This window comes from Geodermatophilus sp. CPCC 205506 (genome assembly GCF_051383635.1).
Classification (GTDB): domain Bacteria; phylum Actinomycetota; class Actinomycetes; order Mycobacteriales; family Geodermatophilaceae; genus Geodermatophilus.
Map to the genome: position 1 here is coordinate 1 of NZ_JALPKP010000026.1, position 19,962 is coordinate 19,962.

General features: G+C 74.0%; 20 protein-coding genes. 7 read left to right on the forward strand and 13 right to left on the reverse strand.

Annotation, left to right across the window (positions count from 1 at the left end; genetic code table 11):
* The coding region (locus MY520_RS15625; RefSeq protein ID WP_436693272.1) for a hypothetical protein at nucleotides 1-226 on the reverse strand (226 nt) is incomplete at its 3' end.
* A gap of 106 nt (nucleotides 227-332) precedes the next feature.
* Here MY520_RS15625 and MY520_RS15630 point away from each other — a divergent pair.
* Both MY520_RS15630 and leuS read left to right on the forward strand, forming a co-directional pair.
* Nucleotides 333-1,262, forward strand: coding sequence for an LLM class F420-dependent oxidoreductase (locus tag MY520_RS15630; protein WP_436693273.1), 930 nt, complete (start codon nucleotides 333-335; stop codon nucleotides 1,260-1,262).
* 219 nt (nucleotides 1,263-1,481) lie between these two features.
* Nucleotides 1,482-4,373, forward strand: coding sequence for a leucine--tRNA ligase (leuS, locus tag MY520_RS15635; protein WP_436693275.1), 2,892 nt, complete (start codon nucleotides 1,482-1,484; stop codon nucleotides 4,371-4,373).
* A gap of 36 nt (nucleotides 4,374-4,409) precedes the next feature.
* Here leuS and lipB read toward each other — a convergent pair whose 3' ends face one another.
* Together lipB and MY520_RS15645 are read right to left on the reverse strand one after the other, a co-directional pair.
* The gene (gene lipB, locus MY520_RS15640) at nucleotides 4,410-5,057 is read right to left on the reverse strand and encodes a lipoyl(octanoyl) transferase LipB (RefSeq protein WP_436693277.1); all 648 of its coding nucleotides are present in this window, start codon (nucleotides 5,055-5,057) and stop codon (nucleotides 4,410-4,412) included.
* 10 nt (nucleotides 5,058-5,067) lie between these two features.
* Nucleotides 5,068-5,814, reverse strand: a complete 747-nt coding sequence (locus MY520_RS15645; protein ID WP_436693279.1) for a Type 1 glutamine amidotransferase-like domain-containing protein — start codon at nucleotides 5,812-5,814, stop codon at nucleotides 5,068-5,070.
* Nucleotides 5,815-6,058: 244 nt separating this feature from the next.
* Here MY520_RS15645 and MY520_RS15650 point away from each other — a divergent pair, with 244 nt between their 5' ends.
* Complete coding sequence (locus MY520_RS15650) at nucleotides 6,059-7,612, forward strand: serine/threonine-protein kinase (RefSeq protein ID WP_436693281.1); 1,554 nt, start codon at nucleotides 6,059-6,061, stop codon at nucleotides 7,610-7,612.
* A 1-nt stretch (nucleotide 7,613) separates the two neighbouring features.
* On the opposite strand, the gene MY520_RS15655 is transcribed toward MY520_RS15650, so the two are convergent.
* The 3 genes from MY520_RS15655 to lpdA all read right to left on the reverse strand — a co-directional run bounded on the left by MY520_RS15655 (nucleotide 7,614) and on the right by lpdA (nucleotide 11,858).
* A complete protein-coding gene (locus MY520_RS15655; RefSeq protein WP_436693283.1) occupies nucleotides 7,614-8,522 on the reverse strand; it encodes a TIGR01777 family oxidoreductase in 909 nt (302 codons plus the stop codon).
* Nucleotides 8,523-8,600: 78 nt separating this feature from the next.
* Nucleotides 8,601-10,430: a 2-oxoglutarate dehydrogenase, E2 component, dihydrolipoamide succinyltransferase gene (gene sucB, locus MY520_RS15660; RefSeq protein WP_436693285.1), complete on the reverse strand. Its 1,830-nt coding sequence runs from the start codon at nucleotides 10,428-10,430 to the stop codon at nucleotides 8,601-8,603.
* 48 nt (nucleotides 10,431-10,478) lie between these two features.
* Entirely contained in the window at nucleotides 10,479-11,858 is a 1,380-nt protein-coding gene (gene lpdA, locus MY520_RS15665; protein WP_436693287.1) for a dihydrolipoyl dehydrogenase, read from the reverse strand.
* Between the two features lie 151 nt (nucleotides 11,859-12,009).
* Between lpdA and MY520_RS15670 the strand changes: the two genes are divergently transcribed.
* The gene (locus MY520_RS15670; protein WP_436693289.1) at nucleotides 12,010-12,351 is read left to right on the forward strand and encodes an oxidoreductase; all 342 of its coding nucleotides are present in this window, start codon (nucleotides 12,010-12,012) and stop codon (nucleotides 12,349-12,351) included.
* Nucleotides 12,352-12,431: 80 nt separating this feature from the next.
* Here MY520_RS15670 and MY520_RS15675 read toward each other — a convergent pair whose 3' ends face one another.
* Nucleotides 12,432-13,946, reverse strand: a complete 1,515-nt coding sequence (locus tag MY520_RS15675) for a leucyl aminopeptidase (RefSeq protein WP_436693291.1) — start codon at nucleotides 13,944-13,946, stop codon at nucleotides 12,432-12,434.
* 91 nt (nucleotides 13,947-14,037) lie between these two features.
* Here MY520_RS15675 and gcvT point away from each other — a divergent pair, with 91 nt between their 5' ends.
* Nucleotides 14,038-15,156, forward strand: coding sequence for a glycine cleavage system aminomethyltransferase GcvT (gene gcvT, locus MY520_RS15680; protein WP_436693293.1), 1,119 nt, complete (start codon nucleotides 14,038-14,040; stop codon nucleotides 15,154-15,156).
* Between the two features lie 3 nt (nucleotides 15,157-15,159).
* Here gcvT and MY520_RS15685 read toward each other — a convergent pair whose 3' ends face one another.
* The 4 genes from MY520_RS15685 to MY520_RS15700 are packed head-to-tail and all read right to left on the reverse strand — an operon-like array spanning nucleotide 15,160 to nucleotide 17,453.
* Nucleotides 15,160-16,308 carry a YihY/virulence factor BrkB family protein gene (locus MY520_RS15685; RefSeq protein ID WP_436693295.1) on the reverse strand — a complete coding sequence of 383 codons (1,149 nt, stop codon included), beginning with the start codon at nucleotides 16,306-16,308 and terminating at the stop codon, nucleotides 15,160-15,162.
* Nucleotide 16,309: 1 nt separating this feature from the next.
* Nucleotides 16,310-16,585 (reverse strand): DUF4235 domain-containing protein, encoded by a 276-nt coding sequence (locus tag MY520_RS15690; protein ID WP_436693297.1) that lies wholly within the window; start codon nucleotides 16,583-16,585, stop codon nucleotides 16,310-16,312.
* Nucleotides 16,582-17,019: a DUF3618 domain-containing protein gene (locus MY520_RS15695; RefSeq protein WP_436693299.1), complete on the reverse strand. Its 438-nt coding sequence runs from the start codon at nucleotides 17,017-17,019 to the stop codon at nucleotides 16,582-16,584. Before MY520_RS15695 ends, MY520_RS15690 begins: the two co-directional genes overlap by 4 nt.
* Nucleotides 17,016-17,453, reverse strand: coding sequence for a phage holin family protein (locus MY520_RS15700; protein ID WP_436693301.1), 438 nt, complete (start codon nucleotides 17,451-17,453; stop codon nucleotides 17,016-17,018). The genes MY520_RS15695 and MY520_RS15700 overlap by 4 nt, the downstream gene beginning before the upstream one ends.
* Before the next feature lie 121 nt (nucleotides 17,454-17,574).
* Between MY520_RS15700 and MY520_RS15705 the strand changes: the two genes are divergently transcribed.
* Nucleotides 17,575-17,787 (forward strand): hypothetical protein, encoded by a 213-nt coding sequence (locus MY520_RS15705; protein ID WP_436693303.1) that lies wholly within the window; start codon nucleotides 17,575-17,577, stop codon nucleotides 17,785-17,787.
* Nucleotides 17,788-17,841: 54 nt separating this feature from the next.
* On the opposite strand, the gene MY520_RS15710 is transcribed toward MY520_RS15705, so the two are convergent.
* Nucleotides 17,842-18,825 (reverse strand): aldo/keto reductase family protein, encoded by a 984-nt coding sequence (locus MY520_RS15710; protein WP_436693305.1) that lies wholly within the window; start codon nucleotides 18,823-18,825, stop codon nucleotides 17,842-17,844.
* Nucleotides 18,826-18,849: 24 nt separating this feature from the next.
* A complete protein-coding gene (locus MY520_RS15715; protein WP_436693307.1) occupies nucleotides 18,850-19,455 on the reverse strand; it encodes a DUF3043 domain-containing protein in 606 nt (201 codons plus the stop codon).
* Between the two features lie 145 nt (nucleotides 19,456-19,600).
* Between MY520_RS15715 and MY520_RS15720 the strand changes: the two genes are divergently transcribed.
* Nucleotides 19,601-19,948 carry a HesB/IscA family protein gene (locus MY520_RS15720; RefSeq protein WP_436693309.1) on the forward strand — a complete coding sequence of 116 codons (348 nt, stop codon included), beginning with the start codon at nucleotides 19,601-19,603 and terminating at the stop codon, nucleotides 19,946-19,948.
* Nucleotides 19,949-19,962 lie beyond the last annotated feature (14 nt).

The following is a 19,962-nucleotide window of genomic DNA, read 5'->3' on the forward strand; positions in this document are numbered from 1 at the left end:
CCTCGACGGCGGGCGCGGCCACCGCCGCGGCGGCGGCGACCTTGGGGGCGACGGCGACGCGCGCGGCCTCCAGCGCCGGGCCGGTGGCCTCGCGGGCGGCCTCGACGCGGGGTGCCAGCTGTTCCGCCGCCGCCCGGCCCGCCTCGGCCATCGCCGTCCCGATGTGGCTGAAGCCCTCTGTGAGCTCCTCGCCGATGATCTGGCCGTGCGTCTTCTTGCGGAACACGGGATGCACCTCCGGTTGATCGTGTCGGCGGCCATCCTGCCCGCTCGTCGCGGCGGGCACACCCCGAGTGGGAGCGGCGGGCGCAGGACCTGGATAGCGTTCCCCGGTGCAGCTACGCATCTTCACCGAACCCCAGCAGGGCGCCACCTACGACGACCTGCTCGCCGTCGCGCGGCGGACCGAGGAGACCGGGTTCGACGCCTTCTTCCGCTCCGACCACTACCTGGCCATGGGCGGGGACGGCCTGCCCGGCCCGACCGACGCGTGGGTCACCCTCGCCGGGCTGGCCCGGGAGACCAGCCGCATCCGCCTCGGCACGCTCATGACCGCGGCCACCTTCCGGCTGCCCGGACCGCTGGCCATCTCGGTCGCGCAGGTCGACCAGATGAGCGGTGGCCGCGTGGAGCTCGGCATCGGCGCCGGCTGGTTCGAGGCCGAGCACCGCGCCTACGGCATCCCGTTCCCCGAGCTGGGTGAGCGCTTCGACCGCTACGAGGAGCAGCTGGCGGTCATCACCGGCCTGTGGGGCACGCCGGCGGGGGAGACGTTCGCCTTCGACGGGCGGCACTACCAGGTCAGCGACTCGCCGGCGCTGCCCAAGCCGGTGCAGGACGGCGGCGTCCCGATCCTCGTCGGCGGCCGCGGCAAGCGCCGGACGCCGCGGCTGGCGGCCCGGTACGCGGGGGAGTTCAACGTGCCCTTCGCGCCGGTGGAGGACAACGCCCGGCTGTTCGCCGGCGTGCGCGCGGCCTGCGAGGAGGCCGGTCGCGACCCGTCGTCGGTGGTCTACAGCTCCGCCCTGGTGCTCTGCGTGGGGAAGGACGAGGCCGAGCTGGCCCGCCGGGCGGCCGCCATCGGGCGCGACGTCGACGAGCTGCGGGAGCACGGTGCCGCCGGGACGCCGGCCGAGGTGGTCGACGTCCTCGGGCAGTACGCCGAGGCCGGCGCCTCGAGGGTCTATCTGCAGGTGCTCGACCTGGCCGACCTCGACCACCTGGACCTCGTCGCCGCCGAGGTGGCGCCGCAGGCCGGGTGACCGGACCGGGTGCGCCGGGACCTCGACCTCACGTCGAGGTCGAGGTCCCCGGTCGGCCCGAGAATCCCGTCGAGCACCGGAGTAGGCTGAGCCGCGTGACCGGGCGGTTCCTCCTCCACCGGCCGCGCTGACGCCCTCTCCACGGCCAGCGCGGCGACCCCTCCTGTGCGAGGGGTTTTTTGATGTCCGCCCCCGGTACCCGCGACCCAGGAGCCTGCAGTGAGCCAGACGGCCAGCCAGCCGAGCACCGATCCCGCCGTCGACGGGGTCCCTCCGCACCGGTACACCCCGGCGCTGGCGCAGCAGATCGAGCTCGCCTGGCAGGACCGCTGGGAGGGTGAGGGGACGTTCCACACGCCCAACCCCGTGGGCCGGCTGAGCGACGGTTTCGAGCGGGTCGCCGACCGGCCGAAGTTCTTCGTGATGGACATGTTCCCGTACCCCTCGGGCGCCGGCCTGCACGTCGGGCACCCGCTGGGCTACCTGGGCACGGACGTCACCAGCCGGTTCCGCCGCATGGACGGCGACAACGTGCTGCACCCGATGGGTTATGACGCCTTCGGCCTGCCCGCCGAGCAGTACGCCGTCCAGACCGGCCAGCACCCGCGGGTCACCACCGAGGCGAACATCGCCGCGATCCGGGCGCAGCTGCGCCGGCTGGGCGTGGACCACGACGAGCGCCGCACCTTCGCGACCATCGACCCGGGCTACTACAAGTGGACCCAGTGGATCTTCCTGCAGATCTTCGGTTCCTGGTTCGACGAGTCGGCCGGCCGGGCGCGCCGCATCGAGGAGCTGGTCGCCGAGCTGGACGCCGGCACCCGCTCGCCCGCGCCCGGCACCAACCCCTCCGGCCGCCCGTGGGCCGAGCTGGACGACGTCGAGAAGCGCAAGGTCGTCGACGCGCACCGGCTGGCCTACCTGCACGAGGCGCCGGTCAACTGGTGCCCGGGTCTGGGCACGGTGCTGTCCAACGAGGAGGTCACCGCCGACGGGCGCTCCGAGCGAGGCAACTTCCCGGTGTTCCGGCGGCCGCTGACCCAGTGGATGATGCGGATCACCGCCTACGCCGAGCGGCTGCTGACCGACCTGGACCGGCTGGACTGGCCGGACTCGCTGAAGCAGATGCAACGCAACTGGATCGGCCGCTCGACCGGTGCGCGGGTCGGCTTCAGCTGCGGCGACCAGACCATCGAGGTCTTCACCACCCGTCCGGACACGCTGTTCGGCGCCACTTACATGGTGGTGGCGCCGGAGCACCCGCTGGTCGACGCGCTGACCGCCTCCGCCTGGCCCGAGGACACCGACCCCCGCTGGACCGGCGGGGCCGCGACGCCCGCCGAGGCCGTCTCCGCCTACCGGCGGGAGGCCTCCCGCCGGTCGGAGCTGGAGCGCCAGACCGAGGGGCGGGACAAGACCGGTGTCTGGCTGGGCGTCACGGCGGTCAACCCGGTCAACGGCCGGGAGCTGCCGGTGTTCGTCGCCGACTACGTCCTGATGGGCTACGGGACCGGCGCGATCATGGCGGTGCCCGGTGAGGACATCCGGGACTTCGAGTTCGCGGAGAAGTTCGGGCTGCCCGTGATCCGGACCGTGCAGCCGCCGGCGGACTTCCAGGGCGGCGCGTACACCGGGGCGGGCCCGATGATCAACTCGTCGAACGACGAGGTCTCGCTGGACGGTCTGGACAAGGCCGAGGCGATCGCGCGCATCACCGACTGGCTGGTCCGGCACGGGCACGGCGAGGCGACGACCACGTACAAGCTGCGGGACTGGCTGTTCAGCCGGCAGCGCTACTGGGGCGAGCCGTTCCCGATCGTCTACGACGAGAACGACCTGCCGATCGCCGTTCCGCAGTCGATGCTGCCGGTGCTGCTGCCCGAGGTGGACGACTACTCGCCGAAGACGTTCGCCGACGACGACGCCGACTCCGCCCCCGAGCCGCCGCTGTCCCGCGCGACCGACTGGACCACCGTCGAGCTCGACCTGGGCGACGGGCCGCGGAAGTACCGGCGCGAGACCAACACGATGCCCAACTGGGCGGGCTCGTGCTGGTACTACCTGCGGTACCTGGACCCGGGCGACGACGAGCACATGGTCGACCCCGAGCTGGAACGGTACTGGCTGGGCCCGCGCGGGGACGGCGACGTCGGCGGGGTGGACCTGTACGTCGGCGGCGTCGAGCACGCGGTGCTGCACCTGCTGTACGCGCGGTTCTGGCACAAGGTGCTGCACGACCTGGGGTACGTCTCCAGCGAGGAGCCGTTCCGGCGCCTGGTGAACCAGGGCTACATCTCGGCCTACGCCTACACCGACGAGCGCGGCTTCTACGTGCCCGCCGCCGAGGTGGTGGAGGAGGAGGGCCGGTTCTTCCACGAGGGCCGGCCGGTCAACCGCGAGTACGGGAAGATCGGCAAGAGCCTGAAGAACATGGTCACGCCGGACGAGATGATCGGCGCCTTCGGGGCCGACACCTTCCGCGTGTACGAGATGTCGACCGGCCCGCTGGAGCAGTCCCGGCCGTGGGAGACCAAGGCCGTCGTCGGGTCGCAGCGGCTGCTGCAGCGGATCTGGCGCGTGGTGGTGGACGAGGAGACCGGCGCCGTGCGGGCCGCGGAGGACGTCGAGCCCTCCGAGGAGACGCTGCGGGCGCTGCACCGGACGATCGACGGCGTCCGGGACGGCATGGCAACGCTGCGGTTCAACATCGCGATCGCCCGGATCACCGAGCTGACCAACCACCTGACGCAGGCCTACGGCGCGGACTCCCCGGTCCCGCGGTCGGTGGCCGAGCCGCTGGTGCTGCTGGTCGCCCCGCTGGCCCCGCACATCGCCGAGGAGCTGTGGTCGCGGCTGGGCCACGACGCGTCGCTGGCCTGGGCGCCGTTCCCGGTGGCGGACGCGCGCTGGCTGGTCGAGGACACCGTGCAGGTGGCCGTCCAGGTCAACGGCAAGGTGCGTGCCCAGGTCACAGTGCCGGCGGACGCCGACGCCGCCGCGCTGGAGGCCGCCGCCCGCGCCGACGAGAGGATCGCCGGGCACCTGGCGGGGAAGACGGTGCGGCGGGTCGTGGCCGTCCCCGGCCGGCTGGTCAACTTCGTCCTCGGGTGAGCCCGGGGGGCTGGGGGCGCGGAACTCCCCGCGCTCTCAGCCTCCGAGCACGCCGACCGGGGTGAGGACGGCCCGCATCGCCGCCTCGACCGGGTCGACCACCGCCGTGACGGGGACGTCGCGGCCCAGTTCGGTCGTCAGCGACGTGGCACCGGCGTCGACGATGCCGCACGGGATCATGTTGGCGAACGCGGCCATGTCGGGGTCGCAGTTCAGCGCGAACCCGTGCATGGCGACACCCCTGGCCACCCGCACGCCGATCGCGGCGACCTTGCGGTCCGGGCCGCGCTCGTCGGCGCGCACCCACACACCGCTGCGCCCCTCGACCCGTTCGGTGGCCAGTCCGATCCCGGCGCAGACGTCGATGAGGGCGCTCTCCAGCCGCCGCACGTGGGCCACGACGTCGACCGGGTCGGGCAGACGCACGATCGGGTAGCCCACCAGCTGGCCCGGCCCGTGCCAGGTGATCTTGCCGCCGCGGTCCACGTCGATGACCGGGGTGCCGTCGAACGGGCGCTCGTGCGGCAGGGTGCGCTTGCCGGCGGTGTAGACCGGGGGGTGCTCGAGCAGCAGCAGGGTGTCGGGCGCATCGCCCTCCACCACGCGGGCGTGCAGGTCGCGCTGGCGCGCCCACGCCTCCTCGTAGTTGACCAGACCCAGGCGGAGAACCTCGAGCGCGCTCACGGTCTCCACCCTATGCCCGTGGTTCGGGCAGGCGTCGGGGCTCCAGGCGGGTCTCGACCACCGCGCCGTCCGGCCCCCGCTCGACGCGGTAGGCCGCCTTGTCGGGACGGTCGGCGACCGCCTCGACGAGCTCGGTGCCGCGGTACACCAGCCCGACCCCGTCGTCGGTGGCGTGCCCGGCCGGCAACGTCCCCTCGGCCACCAGCCGGTGGTAGAGCGGGCGGCGTTGCTCCTCCGAGTCGTGGTGCACGCCGTTCGACGTGGGGATCAGCCCCAGGCCGTCGGTGACCGGCCGGAGATCGGGCCCGTACGAGTCGGTGGTGCCGCCGACGTGCCAGCACAGCGATCCCGCGGACACCCCGCCGAGGACCACGCCGGCCTCCCACACCTCCCGGAAGACCGCGTCGAGGCCGTGCACCCGCCACACCGCCAGCAGGTTGGCCACACTCCCCCCGCCGACCCAGACGACGTCCTGGTCCAGGAGGTGCGCCCGCAGGTCCGGCACGGTGGGCATGGGGAACAGGCTGAGGTGGCTGACCTCGACCGGGCTGCCGGCGAACGCGCCGTAGACGCCGGCCAGCCGGACCGGGTCGTCGCCGGTGGCGGTGCCGAGATAGCACAGCCTCGGCCGGTCGGGCCGCCCGGCGAGCTCGACCGCCAGGTCGAAGACCGGTCCGGGCGCCCAGTCGTAGGGCCCACGACCACGGGTGCGGAAGCCCATGCTGGTCGCCAGGATGGTCGGTGCGGACGCGGGCACGGGCAGGCAGCTCCTCGCTCGTGGGATCGCCAGGTGTGCCGCACCACGGGCTCGGGAAGAGTCGGCAGCGGCACGGGACGAACCTAGGCCCGCAGGCACCGGGCCACCCGCGCGGTCCGGGGACTGTGGACGGCGGCTCGGCCTGTGGACAACGGCGACGGTGTGCACGGCCGAGCGCCTACGGTGCCCAGCCATGCCGATCCGCGACCCCTCCGACCGTCGTGAGCCCGCAGACGCTCCCGTCGTGCCCGGCTACCGCCTGGAGGAACTGCTGGGCCGCGGCGGATCGGGCGAGGTCTGGCGGGGCGTGCCGCGGTCGGGCGGGCCGCCGGTGGCGGTCAAGGTCCTGGTGGCCGGCGACCCCGAACGGCAGGCACGGGAGGCGGCCCTGCTGGGCGAGCTGGATCACCCGCACCTCGTCCGGCTGGTCGACGTGGTGCACCAACCCCGCCGGGGCGCGCAGCCGCGGGTCGCCCTGGTCCTCGACCTGCTCCCCGGCGGCAGCCTGGCCGCCCTGCTGGCGCGTCGCGGCCGGTTGCGCCCCGGTGAGGTGGTGACCGCCGTCGCGCCGGTGGCCGCCGCGCTCGCCCACGCCCACGAGCACGGGGTGGTGCACGGACACCTGTCGCCCGGCAACATCGTCTTCACGGCCGAGGGCCGGCCGGTGTTGACCGACCTGGGTGTGGCCCGGGTGCTGGGGGAGGCCGCGGCCGGTGAGGTCACACCGGCCTACGTCGACCCGACGGTCGCACGTGGTGGCGCGCCGGGACCGGCGTCGGACGTGTTCGGCGTGGCCGCCGCGGCGTTCCACGCCCTCACCGGTGTCGCCCCCTGGAACGCCGCCACGGCGGCCGACACGCTCCGCGTGGCCGCGAACGGGGTGATCCCCGACCTCGCCGAACTGGCGCCCGACGCACCCGCGGAGCTGCGCGATGTCATCGGCCGGGGGCTGTCAGCGGATCCGCACCTGCGGGGCTCGGCCGCGGCGTTCGCCCTCGACCTGAGGCACGCCTGCCGGCCGGAGCCGGTGTGGCTCCCGGTGGCCGGGGTGCTGGAGGAGGACCTCGCCGGCACCGGCGGCCCGCGTACCGAGCTGACCCACCAGGTGCCCGGTCGACACCGCACGGCCGAGCCGCCGGAGCCCCCGCGCCGGCGCATCCGCCTGCCGACCGGCACGGCGGAGACGGCGGCCCGACGGATCGGCGTCGTCGTCGCAGTGGGGGTCGTCCTCGCCGGGGTGGTGTGGCTCGGCGGACGGTGGGCGCAACCCGACGCCCCACCGGCCCGGGCAGCCGAGCTCGCCGACCGCGCGGCCAGTTCGCCGCGGACGACGGCGCCGCTCCCGGACACCCCACCCGCCGAGGAGTCGCCGCAGGGGGAGGCGGCGCAGGACGACTCGGCGGAGGCCTGGAGGGACCGCCTCACCACGCTGTACGGACGCCGGGCGGCGGCGTTCCGGACGGGATCGGTGGACCTGCTGGACGAGGTGCACCTGCCCGGCACGCCGATGGCGACCGCCGACCGGGAGACCGTGTCGAGCCTGCTCGCCGCCGGCGAGAGCCTGCGCGGCTTCACCCCGGCGGTGCTGCGGGTGACCGTGGTCGACGGCGGCGTCGCGCAGGGGCGGGTGACCCTCCAGGTGGTCGACACCTGGCCGGCCTACGACGTCATGGCCGTGGGGGCACCGGACGGGCCGGCCCGGCGCTCGGTGGACGCACGGGGTGAGGCCGAGGTGCGGATGACGCTGGTGGCCGTCGACGGGGACTGGCGGATCGACTCGGCCGAGCGGATCGGGTGAGTCAGGTGCGACCCAACGCCGCGCGGAACGCCTCGTCGAGGTCCTCGTGCGTCCAGGCGTACCCCGCTCCCGACAGCTTCCGGGGGAGGGCACGTTGACCGGCCAGGACACCGGTGCGGCCGAACTCCCCGAGAGCGAGCGAGAGGGCCACGCGGGGGACGGCGAGCACGGTCGGCCGGCGAACCACGCGGCCCAGGCGGCGGGTGAACTCGGCGTTGGTCACGGGGCCGGGCGCGGTGAGGTTCACCGGTCCGGAAACGTCGGCCGTCAGCAGGAAGCGGATCGCGGCCACCTCGTCGTCCAGGCTGATCCACGGCCAGTACTGCCGCCCCGATCCCATGCGGCCACCCAGCCCGGCACGGAAGACCAGGCCCAGGATCTGCATGAGCGGCGCCCCGCGGCCGACGACGAGCCCCGTCCGCAGTTGCACCACGCGGACACCGGCCTCGGCGGCGGGAGCCGTGGCCGCCTCCCACTCAGTGCAGAGCCGGGCCAGGAAGTCGGTGCCCGGCGGGTCGTCCTCGTCGACGGCGCGGTCGCCCGTGTCGCCGTAGTAGCCGATGCCGGAGGCCGAGAGCAGCACCCGCGGGCGCGACGGGTCGGCGACGGCGGCGTCGGCGAGCGCCTGGCTGACGGTGGTCGTCGCGTCCAGGCGGCTCGACCGCAGGCTGTCCTTGTACCCGGAGGTCCAGGGCCGGGGGCGGATCGGGGTCCCCGCGAGGTTGACCACCGCGTCGACGTCGGCCAGCAGGGCCGGGTCGATCCGCCGGTGCTGAGGGTCCCACCGGTGCTCCTCGGCCGTCCGCGGAGTGCGGCGGACCAGCCGGATGACCTCGTGACCGTCCGCGCGCAGCGCCGGCACCAGGCGGGAGCCGATCAGTCCGGACGAGCCGGTGACCGCGACCTTCATCTGTCTCCTCGGCAGAGCCCCCGGACGGCGGAACGCGATCGGGGCCCCGGCCGTCGCCGGGGCCCCGATCGGAGCGGATCAGGCGAGTCCGACCTCGCCGTGGAACTGGCCGGCCTCCAGCCGCTCCTTCACGGTCGTGAGGAAGCGGGCGGCGTCGGCGCCGTCGACGATCCGGTGGTCGTAGGTGAGGGCCAGGTACACCATCGACCGGACGGCGATGACCTCACCGAGGTCGGCGTCCTGGACGACCACCGGGCGCTTGACCACCGTTCCGGTGCCGAGGATCGCCACCTGCGGCTGGTTGATGATCGGGGTGTCGAACAGCGCCCCGCGGCTGCCGGTGTTCGTCAGCGTGAACGTGCCGCCACCGAGCTCGTCCGGCGTCACCTTGTTGGTCCGGGTCCGCTCCGCCAGGTCGGCGATCTTGCGGGACAGCCCACCGAGGCTGAGGTCGCCGGCGTCCCTGATGACGGGCACCAGCAGGCCGCGCTCGGTGTCCACCGCGATCCCGAGGTTCTCGGCGTCGTGGTAGGTCACCGTCCCGGCCTCGAGGTCGATGGAGGAGTTCACGGCCGGGTGGGCCTTGAGCGCCTCGACCGCCGCCTTCGCGAAGAACGGCAGGAACGAGAGCTTGACGCCCTCGCGGGCCTCGAAGTCCCGCTTGGCCCGGTCCCGCAGGCGCGCGATCGCGGTGACGTCGGCCTCCACGACCGTGGTCAGCTGGGCGCTGACCGCCAGCGACTCCACCATCCGGCGGGCGATGACGCTGCGCAGCCGCGAGAGCTTCTCGGTGCGGCCGCGCAGCGAGGTGTCGGGCATGGCCGCCGGGGAGGGCTTCGTCGTGGCGCGCCCGGCCCCGGCCCCGGTGGCGGCGGGAGCCGGCGTCGAGGCGGCCTGCGCGGCCGCGAGCACGTCCTGCTTGCGGATCCGGCCGCCGACGCCCGTGCCCTTGACCGAGGACAGCTCGACGCCGTTGTCGGCGGCGAGCCGGCGCACCAGCGGAGTGACGTACTGGCCGCCGCCGTCACCGGAAGGCTGCTCGGCCGGAGCACCGGCCGGCGCCTGGGGGGCGGCGGGCGCCTGCGGGGCGGCCGAGGCGGCCGGCGCGGGCGCCGACGTCGGGGACTCGGCCGGCAGGGCGCCACTGGAGCCGTAGTCGGCGCCCGGCGTCTCGCTGGCGGGCTTGGCCGTCTGCGGCTGCTCCGCGCTGGGTGCCGGGGCGGCCGCCGCGGGAGCGGACGCGGTGGGGGCGCTGTCCCCGCCGGCGGCGCCGCTACCGATGACGGCCAGCTGCGCGCCGACCTCCACGGTCTCGTCCTCGCCGACGGTGATCTCCAGCAGGGTCCCGCTGACGGGGGCCGGGATCTCCGTGTCCACCTTGTCGGTGGAGACCTCGAGCAGCGGCTCGTCGGCCGACACGTCGTCTCCGACGGACTTCAGCCACCGCGTGACGGTGCCCTCGGTGACGCTCTCGCCGAGCGCCGGCATGGTCACCGGGGTGCCCTCGCCGCCGCCCTGGCCGCCACCCGCACCGGCGTCCCCGGAGGGGGCGGGCGCCTCGGCGGCCGGCTGGGGCGCCGGCTCCGGCTCGGGCTCGGGCTCGGCCGCGGGCTGCTCCTGGGCCGGCGCGGCGCTGGCCGGCGCCTCGCCGCTCGGAGCGCTGCCGTCGCCGTCCCCGCCGATGACCGCGAGTTCGGCGCCGACCTCGACCGTCTCGTCCTCGGACACGAGGATCCTGGTGAGCACACCGGCGGCCGGCGAGGGGATCTCGGTGTCGACCTTGTCGGTCGAGACCTCGAGGAGGGGCTCGTCGACCTCGACCTGCTCACCCTCCTGCTTGAGCCATCGAGTGACCGTGCCCTCGGTGACGCTCTCGCCCAGGGCGGGCATGGTGACGGACGTCGGCATCGGGGGAGGGCTCCTTCTGGCGCGGGGTGGGTGGGAGGTCGTGCTGGATCAGCCGTGCACGTGCAGGGGCTTGCCGGCCAGCGCCAGGTGCGCCTCGCCGAGGGCCTCGCTCTGGGTCGGGTGCGGGTGGATGAGGCCGGCGACGTCCTCGGCCTCGGCCTCCCAGTTGTAGATGAGCTGGGCCTCGGCGATGAGCTCGCCGACCCGGCTGCCGACCATGTGCACCCCGACGATCGGACCGTCCACGGCCTGCACCAGTTTGACGGCGCCCTGGGTCTTGAGGATCTGGCTCCGCCCGTTGCCGCCGAGGTCGTAGACGAGGGTCTTGACCTCGCCGAACTTCTCCTTGGCCTGGGCCTCGGTGAGGCCGACCGAGGCGACCTCGGGCTCGGAGTAGGTGATCCGTGGGACGCCGGCGTAGTCGATCGGAGCGGGGCTCAGCCCGGCCAGCCGCTCGGCGACGAGGATGCCCTCGGCGAAGCCGACGTGGGCCAGCTGCAGGGTGGGGATGAGGTCACCGACAGCGGAGATCGTCGGCACGTTGGTCCGGCAGTACTCGTCGACGAGGACGTAGCCGCGGTCCATGGCGACGCCGGCCTCCTCGTAGCCCAGCCCCTGGCTGACCGGGCCGCGGCCGACCGCGACGAGCACGAGCTCGGCCTCGAACTCCTTGCCGTTCTCCAGCGAGACCGTGACGCCGTCGTCGGTCGTCTGGACGCCGGCCACGCGGCTGCCCAGGGAGAAGCCGATCTTGCGGCGGCGGAACGCCCGCTCCAGCAGCTTGGAGGAGGCCTCGTCCTCCAGCGGGACGAGGTGGGGGAGCGCCTCGACGATCGTGACGTCCACGCCGAAGGACGTCCAGGCGCTCGCGAACTCGCAGCCGATGACCCCGCCGCCCAGGATGATCGCCGACGTCGGTACGCGGTCCAGGTTGAGCCCGTGGTCGCTGGTGATGACCTTGGTGCCGTCGATCTCGATGCCCGGCAGGGTCCGCGCGTAGGAACCAGTGGCCAGCAGGACGTGCTTGCCCTCGTAGCGCTGCCCGTTCACCTCGACGGCGGTGGCGGAGACCAGCCGGCCCTCGCCCTCGACGTAGTTGATCTTGCGGCTCTTGATCAGGCCCTGCAGGCCCTTGTAGAGCCGCGACACCACGCCGTCCTTGTAGGCGTTGACGCCGTCCATGTCGATGCCGGCCAGCGACGTCTTGACACCGAACTGCTCGCCCTCGCGGGCGCTGTCGGCGACCTCACCGCTGTGCAGCAGGGCCTTGGTCGGGATGCAGCCCCGGTGCAGGCAGGTGCCACCGACCTTGTCGCGCTCGACGAGGACGACGGACATGCCGAGTTCGGCCGCACGCAGCGCCGCGGCGTAGCCACCCGAGCCACCACCGAGGATGACGAGATCGGCGGGGGAGGGGGGTGCGCTCACGAGCTCTCCTCGAATGCAGTGGCCCGTCCCGTTCGCGCGGGAGGGGGAACGTCCGCGTCCATCCTGCCACTCCGGGAACGCGGCGGCCGGGGGTGCCGTTTCCAGCGCGGGTGTCGCGGCGCCACCGCCGCCGACCGGGACGGGAGCGGACATGGCGCTGTGGGGTCGATTCCGACGTCGTCGGTCGGCGGGCGACCGCCCCGGCACCCTCGACCGCGGCGCCGGCCGCGCCGATCTGAGCCACCTGGAGCAGTTCGTCGCCACCCGCCGAGGCGTGGAGGGCTACGTGGAGCCGCGGACCGCGGTGACCGAGACGACGATCGTGCTCGTGGCCGCCGACGGGGAGTGGACCCGCCGGCGGATCGACGGCCCGGACACGGCCCGCCGGCTGTCCCGGGACCTCGGTGTCCCGGTGTACGACGCTCAGATCACCGGCTATCCGCAGCGGATGCGGGACTGGGCGAAGGACCACCGTCCCCCCACCGCCGGCTAGGTGGAGGAACCCGTCCTCCTCACCCTTGGCGGGCTCGGGGCGACCTCGGGACGGGGCCTGACGGCGGCCGCCCCGGCGCCTCACCGGTCGGCGATGAGCGTCTCGATCGTGGCGAGGAGGGTCCGGACGGGCACACCGGTGCCGCCCTTGGGCGTGTAGCCCCACGGCGAGCCGGTGTTGTAGCTGGGCCCGGCGATGTCGATGTGCGCCCACGGCAGGCCGTCGGGCACGAACTCGGCGAGGAAGTGCGCCCCGACGAGCATCCCGCCCATCCGGTCGGCGTTGGCGTTGACGAAGTCGGCCACCGGCGAGTCGAGGCCCTTGCGGAGCTCGGCGGGCATCGGCATCGGCCACATCGACTCGCCGCTGCGCCGGGAGGCGGCGACCACCGTGTCGCGCAGCTCGTCGCTGCCCATCACGCCGGACGTGCGCGAGCCCAGGGCCACCAGCTGCGCGCCGGTCAGGGTCGCGGTCTCGAGCAGGTAGTCGGGAGCGTCCTCCGCGGCACGGGCGATCGCGTCGGCCAGGACGACCCGGCCCTCGGCGTCGGTGTTGGTGATCTCCGCCCTCTTGCCGTTGCGGAAGGTCACGACGTCGGCCGGCCGGTAGGCCGTGCCGCTGGGCAGGTTCTCGGCGATCGGCACCGTGGCGGTGACCTCGACCGGCAGGCCGAGGTCGGCGACCAGGCACACGGTGGCGATCACGGCCGCCGCGCCCGCCATGTCGCTCTTCATGTCCTCCATCTTCAGCGCAGGCTTGATGGACAGGCCGCCGCTGTCGAAGGTGATGCCCTTGCCGACCAGCGCGATCTTCTTGCGCGCCTTCTTGCCGCTGTAGGTCAGCCGCAGCAGCCGCGGCTTGCGCACCGACCCCCCGCCGACGGCCAGGATGCCGCCGTATCGGCCGGCCGCCAGGTCCTCCTCGTCGAGCACCTCGACGGTGAGCCCGGCCTTCTTGCCGGCGGCCGCGCCGCGGTCGGCGAGCTCGGCGGGGAAGAGGTCGTTGGGCGGCGTGTTGACCAGGTCCCGCACCAGGGACACCGCATCGGCCACCGCCCGGGCCCGGGCCAGCGGGGCGCGCGCGTCGCCGTGGTCGGGGACGACGACGGTGAACTCCCGCGGCGGGGCGGGCCGGTCGGCCCGGAGGTCGGACTTGTAGGCCGTGAACTCGTAGGCGCCCAGGAGGCTGCCCTCGCCCACGGCGTGCAGCCGCGGCGCGTCGGGGGGCCCGCCGACCGCGGCCAGCAGGGTGACCACCGAACCCCGGCCGGTCAGCGCGCGGCTGGCCGCCCCGGCGGCCTGGCGGACGGCCTCGTCGGTGTAGCCACCGGCCGCCTGGGGAGCGCCCAGGCCGACGGCCGCGACGACCGGGAAGGGCCCCTGGCCGAGGCTGGCCACGCGGGTGACCTCGTCCTCGCCGCCCCGGGCGCCCAGGTCGACCAGCGCCGGGAGGAGGCGGCCGCCGAGCAGCCGGTCGACGGCCTCCGCGCCGGGCGTGGACAGCAGGCCGTCCGGGCCCTTGCCGATGCCGACGACGACGGCGTCGGCGGAGAGCTTCTCGAGCGGGCGGTCGGTGGCGGTGATCGTCGGCGGCACCGCTCGATCGTAGACAAAGGCCTCCGCTGCCCCCCGCGCCTCGCAAGCTCGCCGCGGGACCCCCGCAGCAGGGCCGCGTTAGCGTGCTCCCGTGGCCCCCTCGACCTCCCCCCTGCACGAGCGGCACGTCGCGGCCGGCGCCAAGCTGGCCGACTTCGGGGGCTGGTCGATGCCGATCGAGTACGCCGGCGGCGGGGTGCTGGCCGAGCACACCGCCGTCCGCACCGGGGTGGGTCTCTTCGACGTCTCCCACCTGGGCACGGTCACGGTTCGGGGTCCGGGCGCCGCCGCGTTCGTCGACTCCTGCCTGACCAACGACCTCGGGCGGATCGGCCCGGGTCAGGCGCAGTACACGATGTGCTGCCTGCCCGACGGGGACCCGCGGGCGGGTGGGGTGGTCGACGACCTCATCGTCTACCTGCACCGCCCCGACGACGTCCTGCTGGTGCCCAACGCGGCCAACGCCGCCGACGTCGTCGCCCGGCTGACCGAGGCGGCGCCCGCCGGGGTGAGCGTGACCGACCGGCACACCGACGTTGCCGTCCTCGCCGTCCAGGGGCCGAAGTCCGCGCAGGTGCTGTCCTTCCTGGGACTGCCCGGCGAGCTCCCGTACATGTCGTTCGTGACCGGCACCGGGGGCGGGCACACGGAGGTCACCGTCTGCCGGACCGGGTACACCGGGGAGCACGGCTACGAACTGCTCGTGCCCGCCGAGCAGGCCGGCGAGCTGTGGGACGTGCTGGTCGACGTCGGGCAGGACGAGGGACTGCGGCTGTGCGGGCTCGGAGCCCGCGACACGCTGCGGACCGAGATGGGCTACCCCCTGCACGGGCACGAGCTGTCCGCCGACATCACGCCCGTGCAGGCCCGCGCCGGCTGGGCGGTGGGCTGGGGCAAGCCGGCGTTCTGGGGCCGGGAGGCGCTGCTGGCGGAGAAGGAGCGCGGGCCCGCGCGGCTGCTGTGGGGCCTCCGGGCCACCGGCCGGGGGATCCCGCGGCCGGGGATGGCAGTGCTCGACGGCTCCGGCACCCGCGTCGGCGAGGTCACCAGCGGCACGTTCTCGCCGTCGTTGCGCACCGGGATCGCGCTGGCGCTGCTCGACACCGCGGCCGGCGCGGCCGAGGGCGCCGAGCTCGCCGTCGACGTGCGCGGGCGGCCGCAGACCGCGGAGGTCGTGCGGCCGCCCTTCGTGCCCTCGCACGTGCGCTGAGCCCTACCGGTTCTTGCGGGTGGGGTCCTTGTCCTCCTTGGTCGGCTCCGGCTTGTCGGGCAGGGAGTCGGCCACCACCGCGTTCCGCTCGCCCATCGGCACGGGCTCGCCGGAGGTGGTGTCCCGCGCGGTCTGGTGCTCGGCCTCGGCGTTGATCTCCGCGCCCAGCAGCACCAGGTAGCAGGTCAGGTACAGCCACAGCATCAGCACGATGACGCCGGCGATGGCGCCGTAGGTCTTGTTGTAGGACCCGAAGTTGTCCACGTAGAACGCGAACCCGATGCTGACCAGCGCCCACACGACGGTGACGACGATCGAGCCGATGCTGACCCACCGCAGTTGCGGGGAGTCGCGGTCGGGCGCCACGCGGTAGACGACCGCGAGCCCGCCGGCGAACACCCCGAGCAGCAGCACCCACCGCACGACCTGCGCCAGGATCGTGCCGACCACCCCGAGCGGGAGTTCCTCCAGCACCGCGGGGACGATGGCGACCAGGGTGATCGTGATCAGCACGAAGACGATCGCGCCCAGCGTCAGCGCCAGCGAGGTGGCCCGCATCTTGATGAAGTTGCGGGTCTCCACCTCGTCGTAGGCGATGTTGACCGCGGTGATCAGGTTGCCGACCCCGCCGGAGGCGCTCCACAGCGCGGCGAGGATCGACACCACCAGCCCGACCGTCAGCGCGCCGCCGCTGTTGCTGGTGATCGAGGTCAGCTGCTCGCTGAGGATCTCCTGCGCGCTCTCGGGCAGCTGCGCCGACACCGACTCGATCTGCTCGCTCACCTGCTCCGGTGAGGCCACCAGGCCGTAGATCGAGATCGTCGCGATCAGCGCGGGGAAGACCGCGAGGAAGCCGAAGAACGCGACGCCGCCGGCGATGATCGGCATGTTGTCGGCCTTGTTCTCGGCCCACGCCCGCTTGACCACCTGTTTCCACCCGCGCAGCGGGATGCGGGTCGGTGTCTCCGCGCCGATCCCCGGCAGCTCGCGCTCCGACGGCGCCCCGGGCGGTGGCCGCTCCGCCCCCGGCGGTGAGCCGTGCTCGTCGGCGCCCTCGGCGGCGGCCTTGGCGGCGGCCCGCCGGGCGGCCTTCTCCTCGACCCGTTCCCGGATGCGGTCGACGGCGCTCTCGTGGTGTCGGGTCCCGGACACGTCAGTCGCCCGGCCAGCTGCCGGTCAGCTTGGTGAACGTCTGCGCGCCGAGCCGGTCGATCGCGGCCTTGGTGGCGGCGAAGATCGCGCCCTGCAGCGCGGCGGCCAGCACGATCTCGCGCATCCGGTACTCGCTCTGCAGCGCGTCGGGCGCGTCGTCCTCGTGCGAGACCCGCTTCCACACCTGCTTGAAGATGGTCCCGGAGACGGCACCGGCGAGGATGCCGGCCAGCAGGCCGATCGGGCGGTAGGCGAGCTTGGCTCCCTTGTTGCTCACTTCGTCCTCCTCGCGGTCCTGCGGGCCTTCTTCGCGCTCTTCGCGGCGGACTTCCGGGTCTTGGCGGCGGTCTTGCGGGCGGCTTTCTGGGCCGCGGCGCGGCGGGCCGCGAGGGCCTTGGCGGCCTTCTTCGTCGCCCGCTTGGCCACGCGGCGGTGCTTGGTCCGCCGGCGCCACACGAGGAGCCCGATGAGGGCCGCCAGGCCGGCGCCGGCGCCGATGGCGGTCGGGGGGCTCTCCCGGTACGTCTCGACCGCGGTGTCCCGGGCGCGGAACGCGCTCTCCCGGGCCCGCGCAGGGACGTCCAGCCGGTGCGACAGCTCGTCGACGGTGCGGCTGAGCTGCGCGCGGGTGGCCTCGATCTCGGCCTTGATGGCGTCGGGGTCGCTCGGCGCGCCGTTGCCGGCCGCGCTGGAGCTGCTGGGGGTGCTCACCGGCGCGCACTCTCCTTCACGGTCGCGATGTCTTCCTTGGTGCTGGCGATGGCCTGCGTGGGCAGCGGTGGGGTGGCCTTGTCGACGTCCTTCTTGCCGATCAGGGCGAGGACACCCGCGACGGCGAACAGCACGACGGCGACGATGAGCGCGGCCAGCCAGCCCGGCAGGGCGAGGGCGAGGGCCAGGACGGCGGCGGCGATGAGCACGGCCGTCCCGAAGAAGGCGAACAGGCCGGCGCCGCCGAAGAGGCCGGCCCCCACGCCCAGCCGCTTGGCCTTCTGGGTGACCTCGGCCTGGGCCAGTCGCGCCTCGTCACGGACCAGGCGGGAGATCTGCTCGGTGAGCTGGCCGATCAGCTGACCGGTCGAGGAGTCCTCGGGGGACTGGGGTGGGGCGGTCGCACGGGTGGCGCCCGCGGTGGGCTGGCTCATCGGTCCTCCGGTCCTGAACTGGACTGTCGAGGACCTGACATGCCCGCTGGGCCGGGTGCGGTAACCAGGCGCAGGTCACACCTGCGGGAACGGGACGAGAGCGGCCACTAGCCTCGGCCGCATGAGCTGGTACTGGCGTCTGGAGGACCCCTCGGGGGCGGAGGTCGACCCGGCGTCGGTCGGGGTCGACGTCCCGCCGTCGGACAACCAGGGCGACGCGGAGTCGTGGCTGGGGGAGCACTGGCGGCTCCTGCTGGAGCGCGGGGTGGCCACCGTGACGCTGTTCGACGGCGACACCGAGGTCTACGGCCCGATGGGCCTGGCCGCCACCTGAGCCCGTACCAGGCCCCCTACCCCCCCGCGAGCGGTGGGGGCAGGGGGTCCTTCGTCAGCCGCGGGCGGTGCGGGACGGATCGCGCTCGACCACGTCGCCGAGCACCTCGTCGATCCGTGCCAGCACGGCCGGCTCGAGCGTCACGCCGGCCGCCCGGACGTTGTCGTGCACCTGCTCGGGCCGGGTGGCACCGATGATCGCCGCGGCGACGTTGGTGTTCTGCAGCACCCAGGCGAGCGCCAGCTGGGCCATCGACAGGCCGACGTCCTCGGCGACCGGCCGCAGCTGCTGCACCCGGGTGAGGACGTCGTCGCGCAGGAACCGCCGGATCGTGCCGCCGGCCTCCTCGTCGGCCGCGCGGCTGTCCGGCGGCGGCTGCTGCCCGGGCAGGTACTTGCCGGTGAGCACGCCCTGCGCCAGCGGTGACCAGACGATCTGGGACACGCCCTCCTTCTCGGAGGTGGGCACGACCTCGTCCTCGATGACCCGCCACAGCATCGAGTACTGCGGCTGGTTGCTGATCAGCTGGATGCCGAGATCGCGGGCGAGGGCGGCGCCGGCGGCGATCTCGTCGGCGCGCCACTCGGAGACGCCGATGTAGAGGGCCTTGCCCGCCCGCACCAGGTCGGCGAAGGCGGTCATCGTCTCCTCCAGCGGCACCGTGGGGTCGTACCGGTGGGCCTGGTAGAGGTCGACGTAGTCGGTCTGCAGCCGGCGGAGCGACGCGTGGCAGCTCTCGATGACGTGCTTGCGGCCCAGGCCGCGGTCGTTGTGGCCGGGGCCGGTCGGCCAGTACACCTTGGTGAAGACCTCCAGCCCCTCGCGGCGCTGGCCGGCCAGCGCGCGGCCGAGCACCGACTCCGCGCGGGTGCCGGCGTACACGTCGGCGGTGTCGAAGGTCGTGATGCCCGCGTCGAGGGCGGCCCGCACGCAGGCGTGCGCGGCGTCCTCCTCGACCTGGCCGCCGTGGGTCAGCCAGTTGCCGTAGGCGATCGCGGAGATGGAGAGGCCGGAACGGCCGAGTCTTCTGGATTCCACGGTGCCGACGCTAGCCGCGGCGGCTCAGACGTCCGCACCCACCGGGACCTCGGCCTTCGGGAACCGCCACCGGCGGACCATCGTGGAGCGGCTGATGCCGTACCAGATCAGGCCCCGCATCCGGTGGTCGTCGTTCGGGAAGCGCTCGAGCACCTTCCGCTTGATCCGCCGGCCCAGCACGACCGAGTCGGCGATGATCACCAGGAAGAACAGGAACCACAGGAAGACGGTGTAGCTCTGCACCGCGGGGTTGGGGATGAAGTACCCGATCAGCACCAGCCCGGCGACGACGAGGAACAAGCTGCCGGCGTTGCGGCGGGCGTCGACGACGTCGCGCACCAGCTTGCGCACCGGGCCGCGGTCGCGGGCGGGCAGGTAGCTGTCGTCGCCCCGGGCCGCACCGGCGCGGGCGGCGCCGCGGCCGGCGGCCTGCTGCTCCCGCATCCGCCGGTAGGCCTCCTTGCGGGTGGTCGGCGGCGGCGGGGGAGGGCCGGGCCGGCGGCCCTGCGCCTCGTGGCGCTTGGGCGTCGGGCGACCCTTGCCGCTCGACTTCACCAACTGGACGGCGTCGTCGGCGGGGGCGGACGCGGCCTCGGCGCGGTCCCGGCGCCCGGGCAGGCGGAGCTTCACACGCCCGAGTCTACGTGTGACCTCGGCCGTTCCCCGTCCATGCGGGGCCGTCGGCCGTACAGTGGAAGAGGACCCGCTCCGGCGGTGTTGGCCTGGAGCAGGACGTGCCGCCCCAGGCACACTCGAACGTGGGAGGACACAAGACATGACGGTGCAGGACACCCAAGCGACCGGCGTCGTCCTGAGCGAGCCCGCTGCCGCCAAGGTGAAGGCGCTGCTCGACCAGGAGGGCCGCGACGACCTCCGTCTGCGCATCGCCGTCCAGCCCGGCGGCTGCTCCGGCCTCCGCTACCAGCTCTTCTTCGACGAGCGGTTCCTCGACGGCGACCAGACCTACGAGTACGGCGGCGTCGAGGTCATCGTCGACCGCATGAGCGGCCCGTACCTCGGCGGGGCGACGATCGACTTCGTCGACACGATCGAGAAGCAGGGCTTCACGATCGACAACCCGAACGCCGGCGGCTCGTGCGCCTGCGGCGACTCGTTCCACTGAGAGAGGACCCCCTG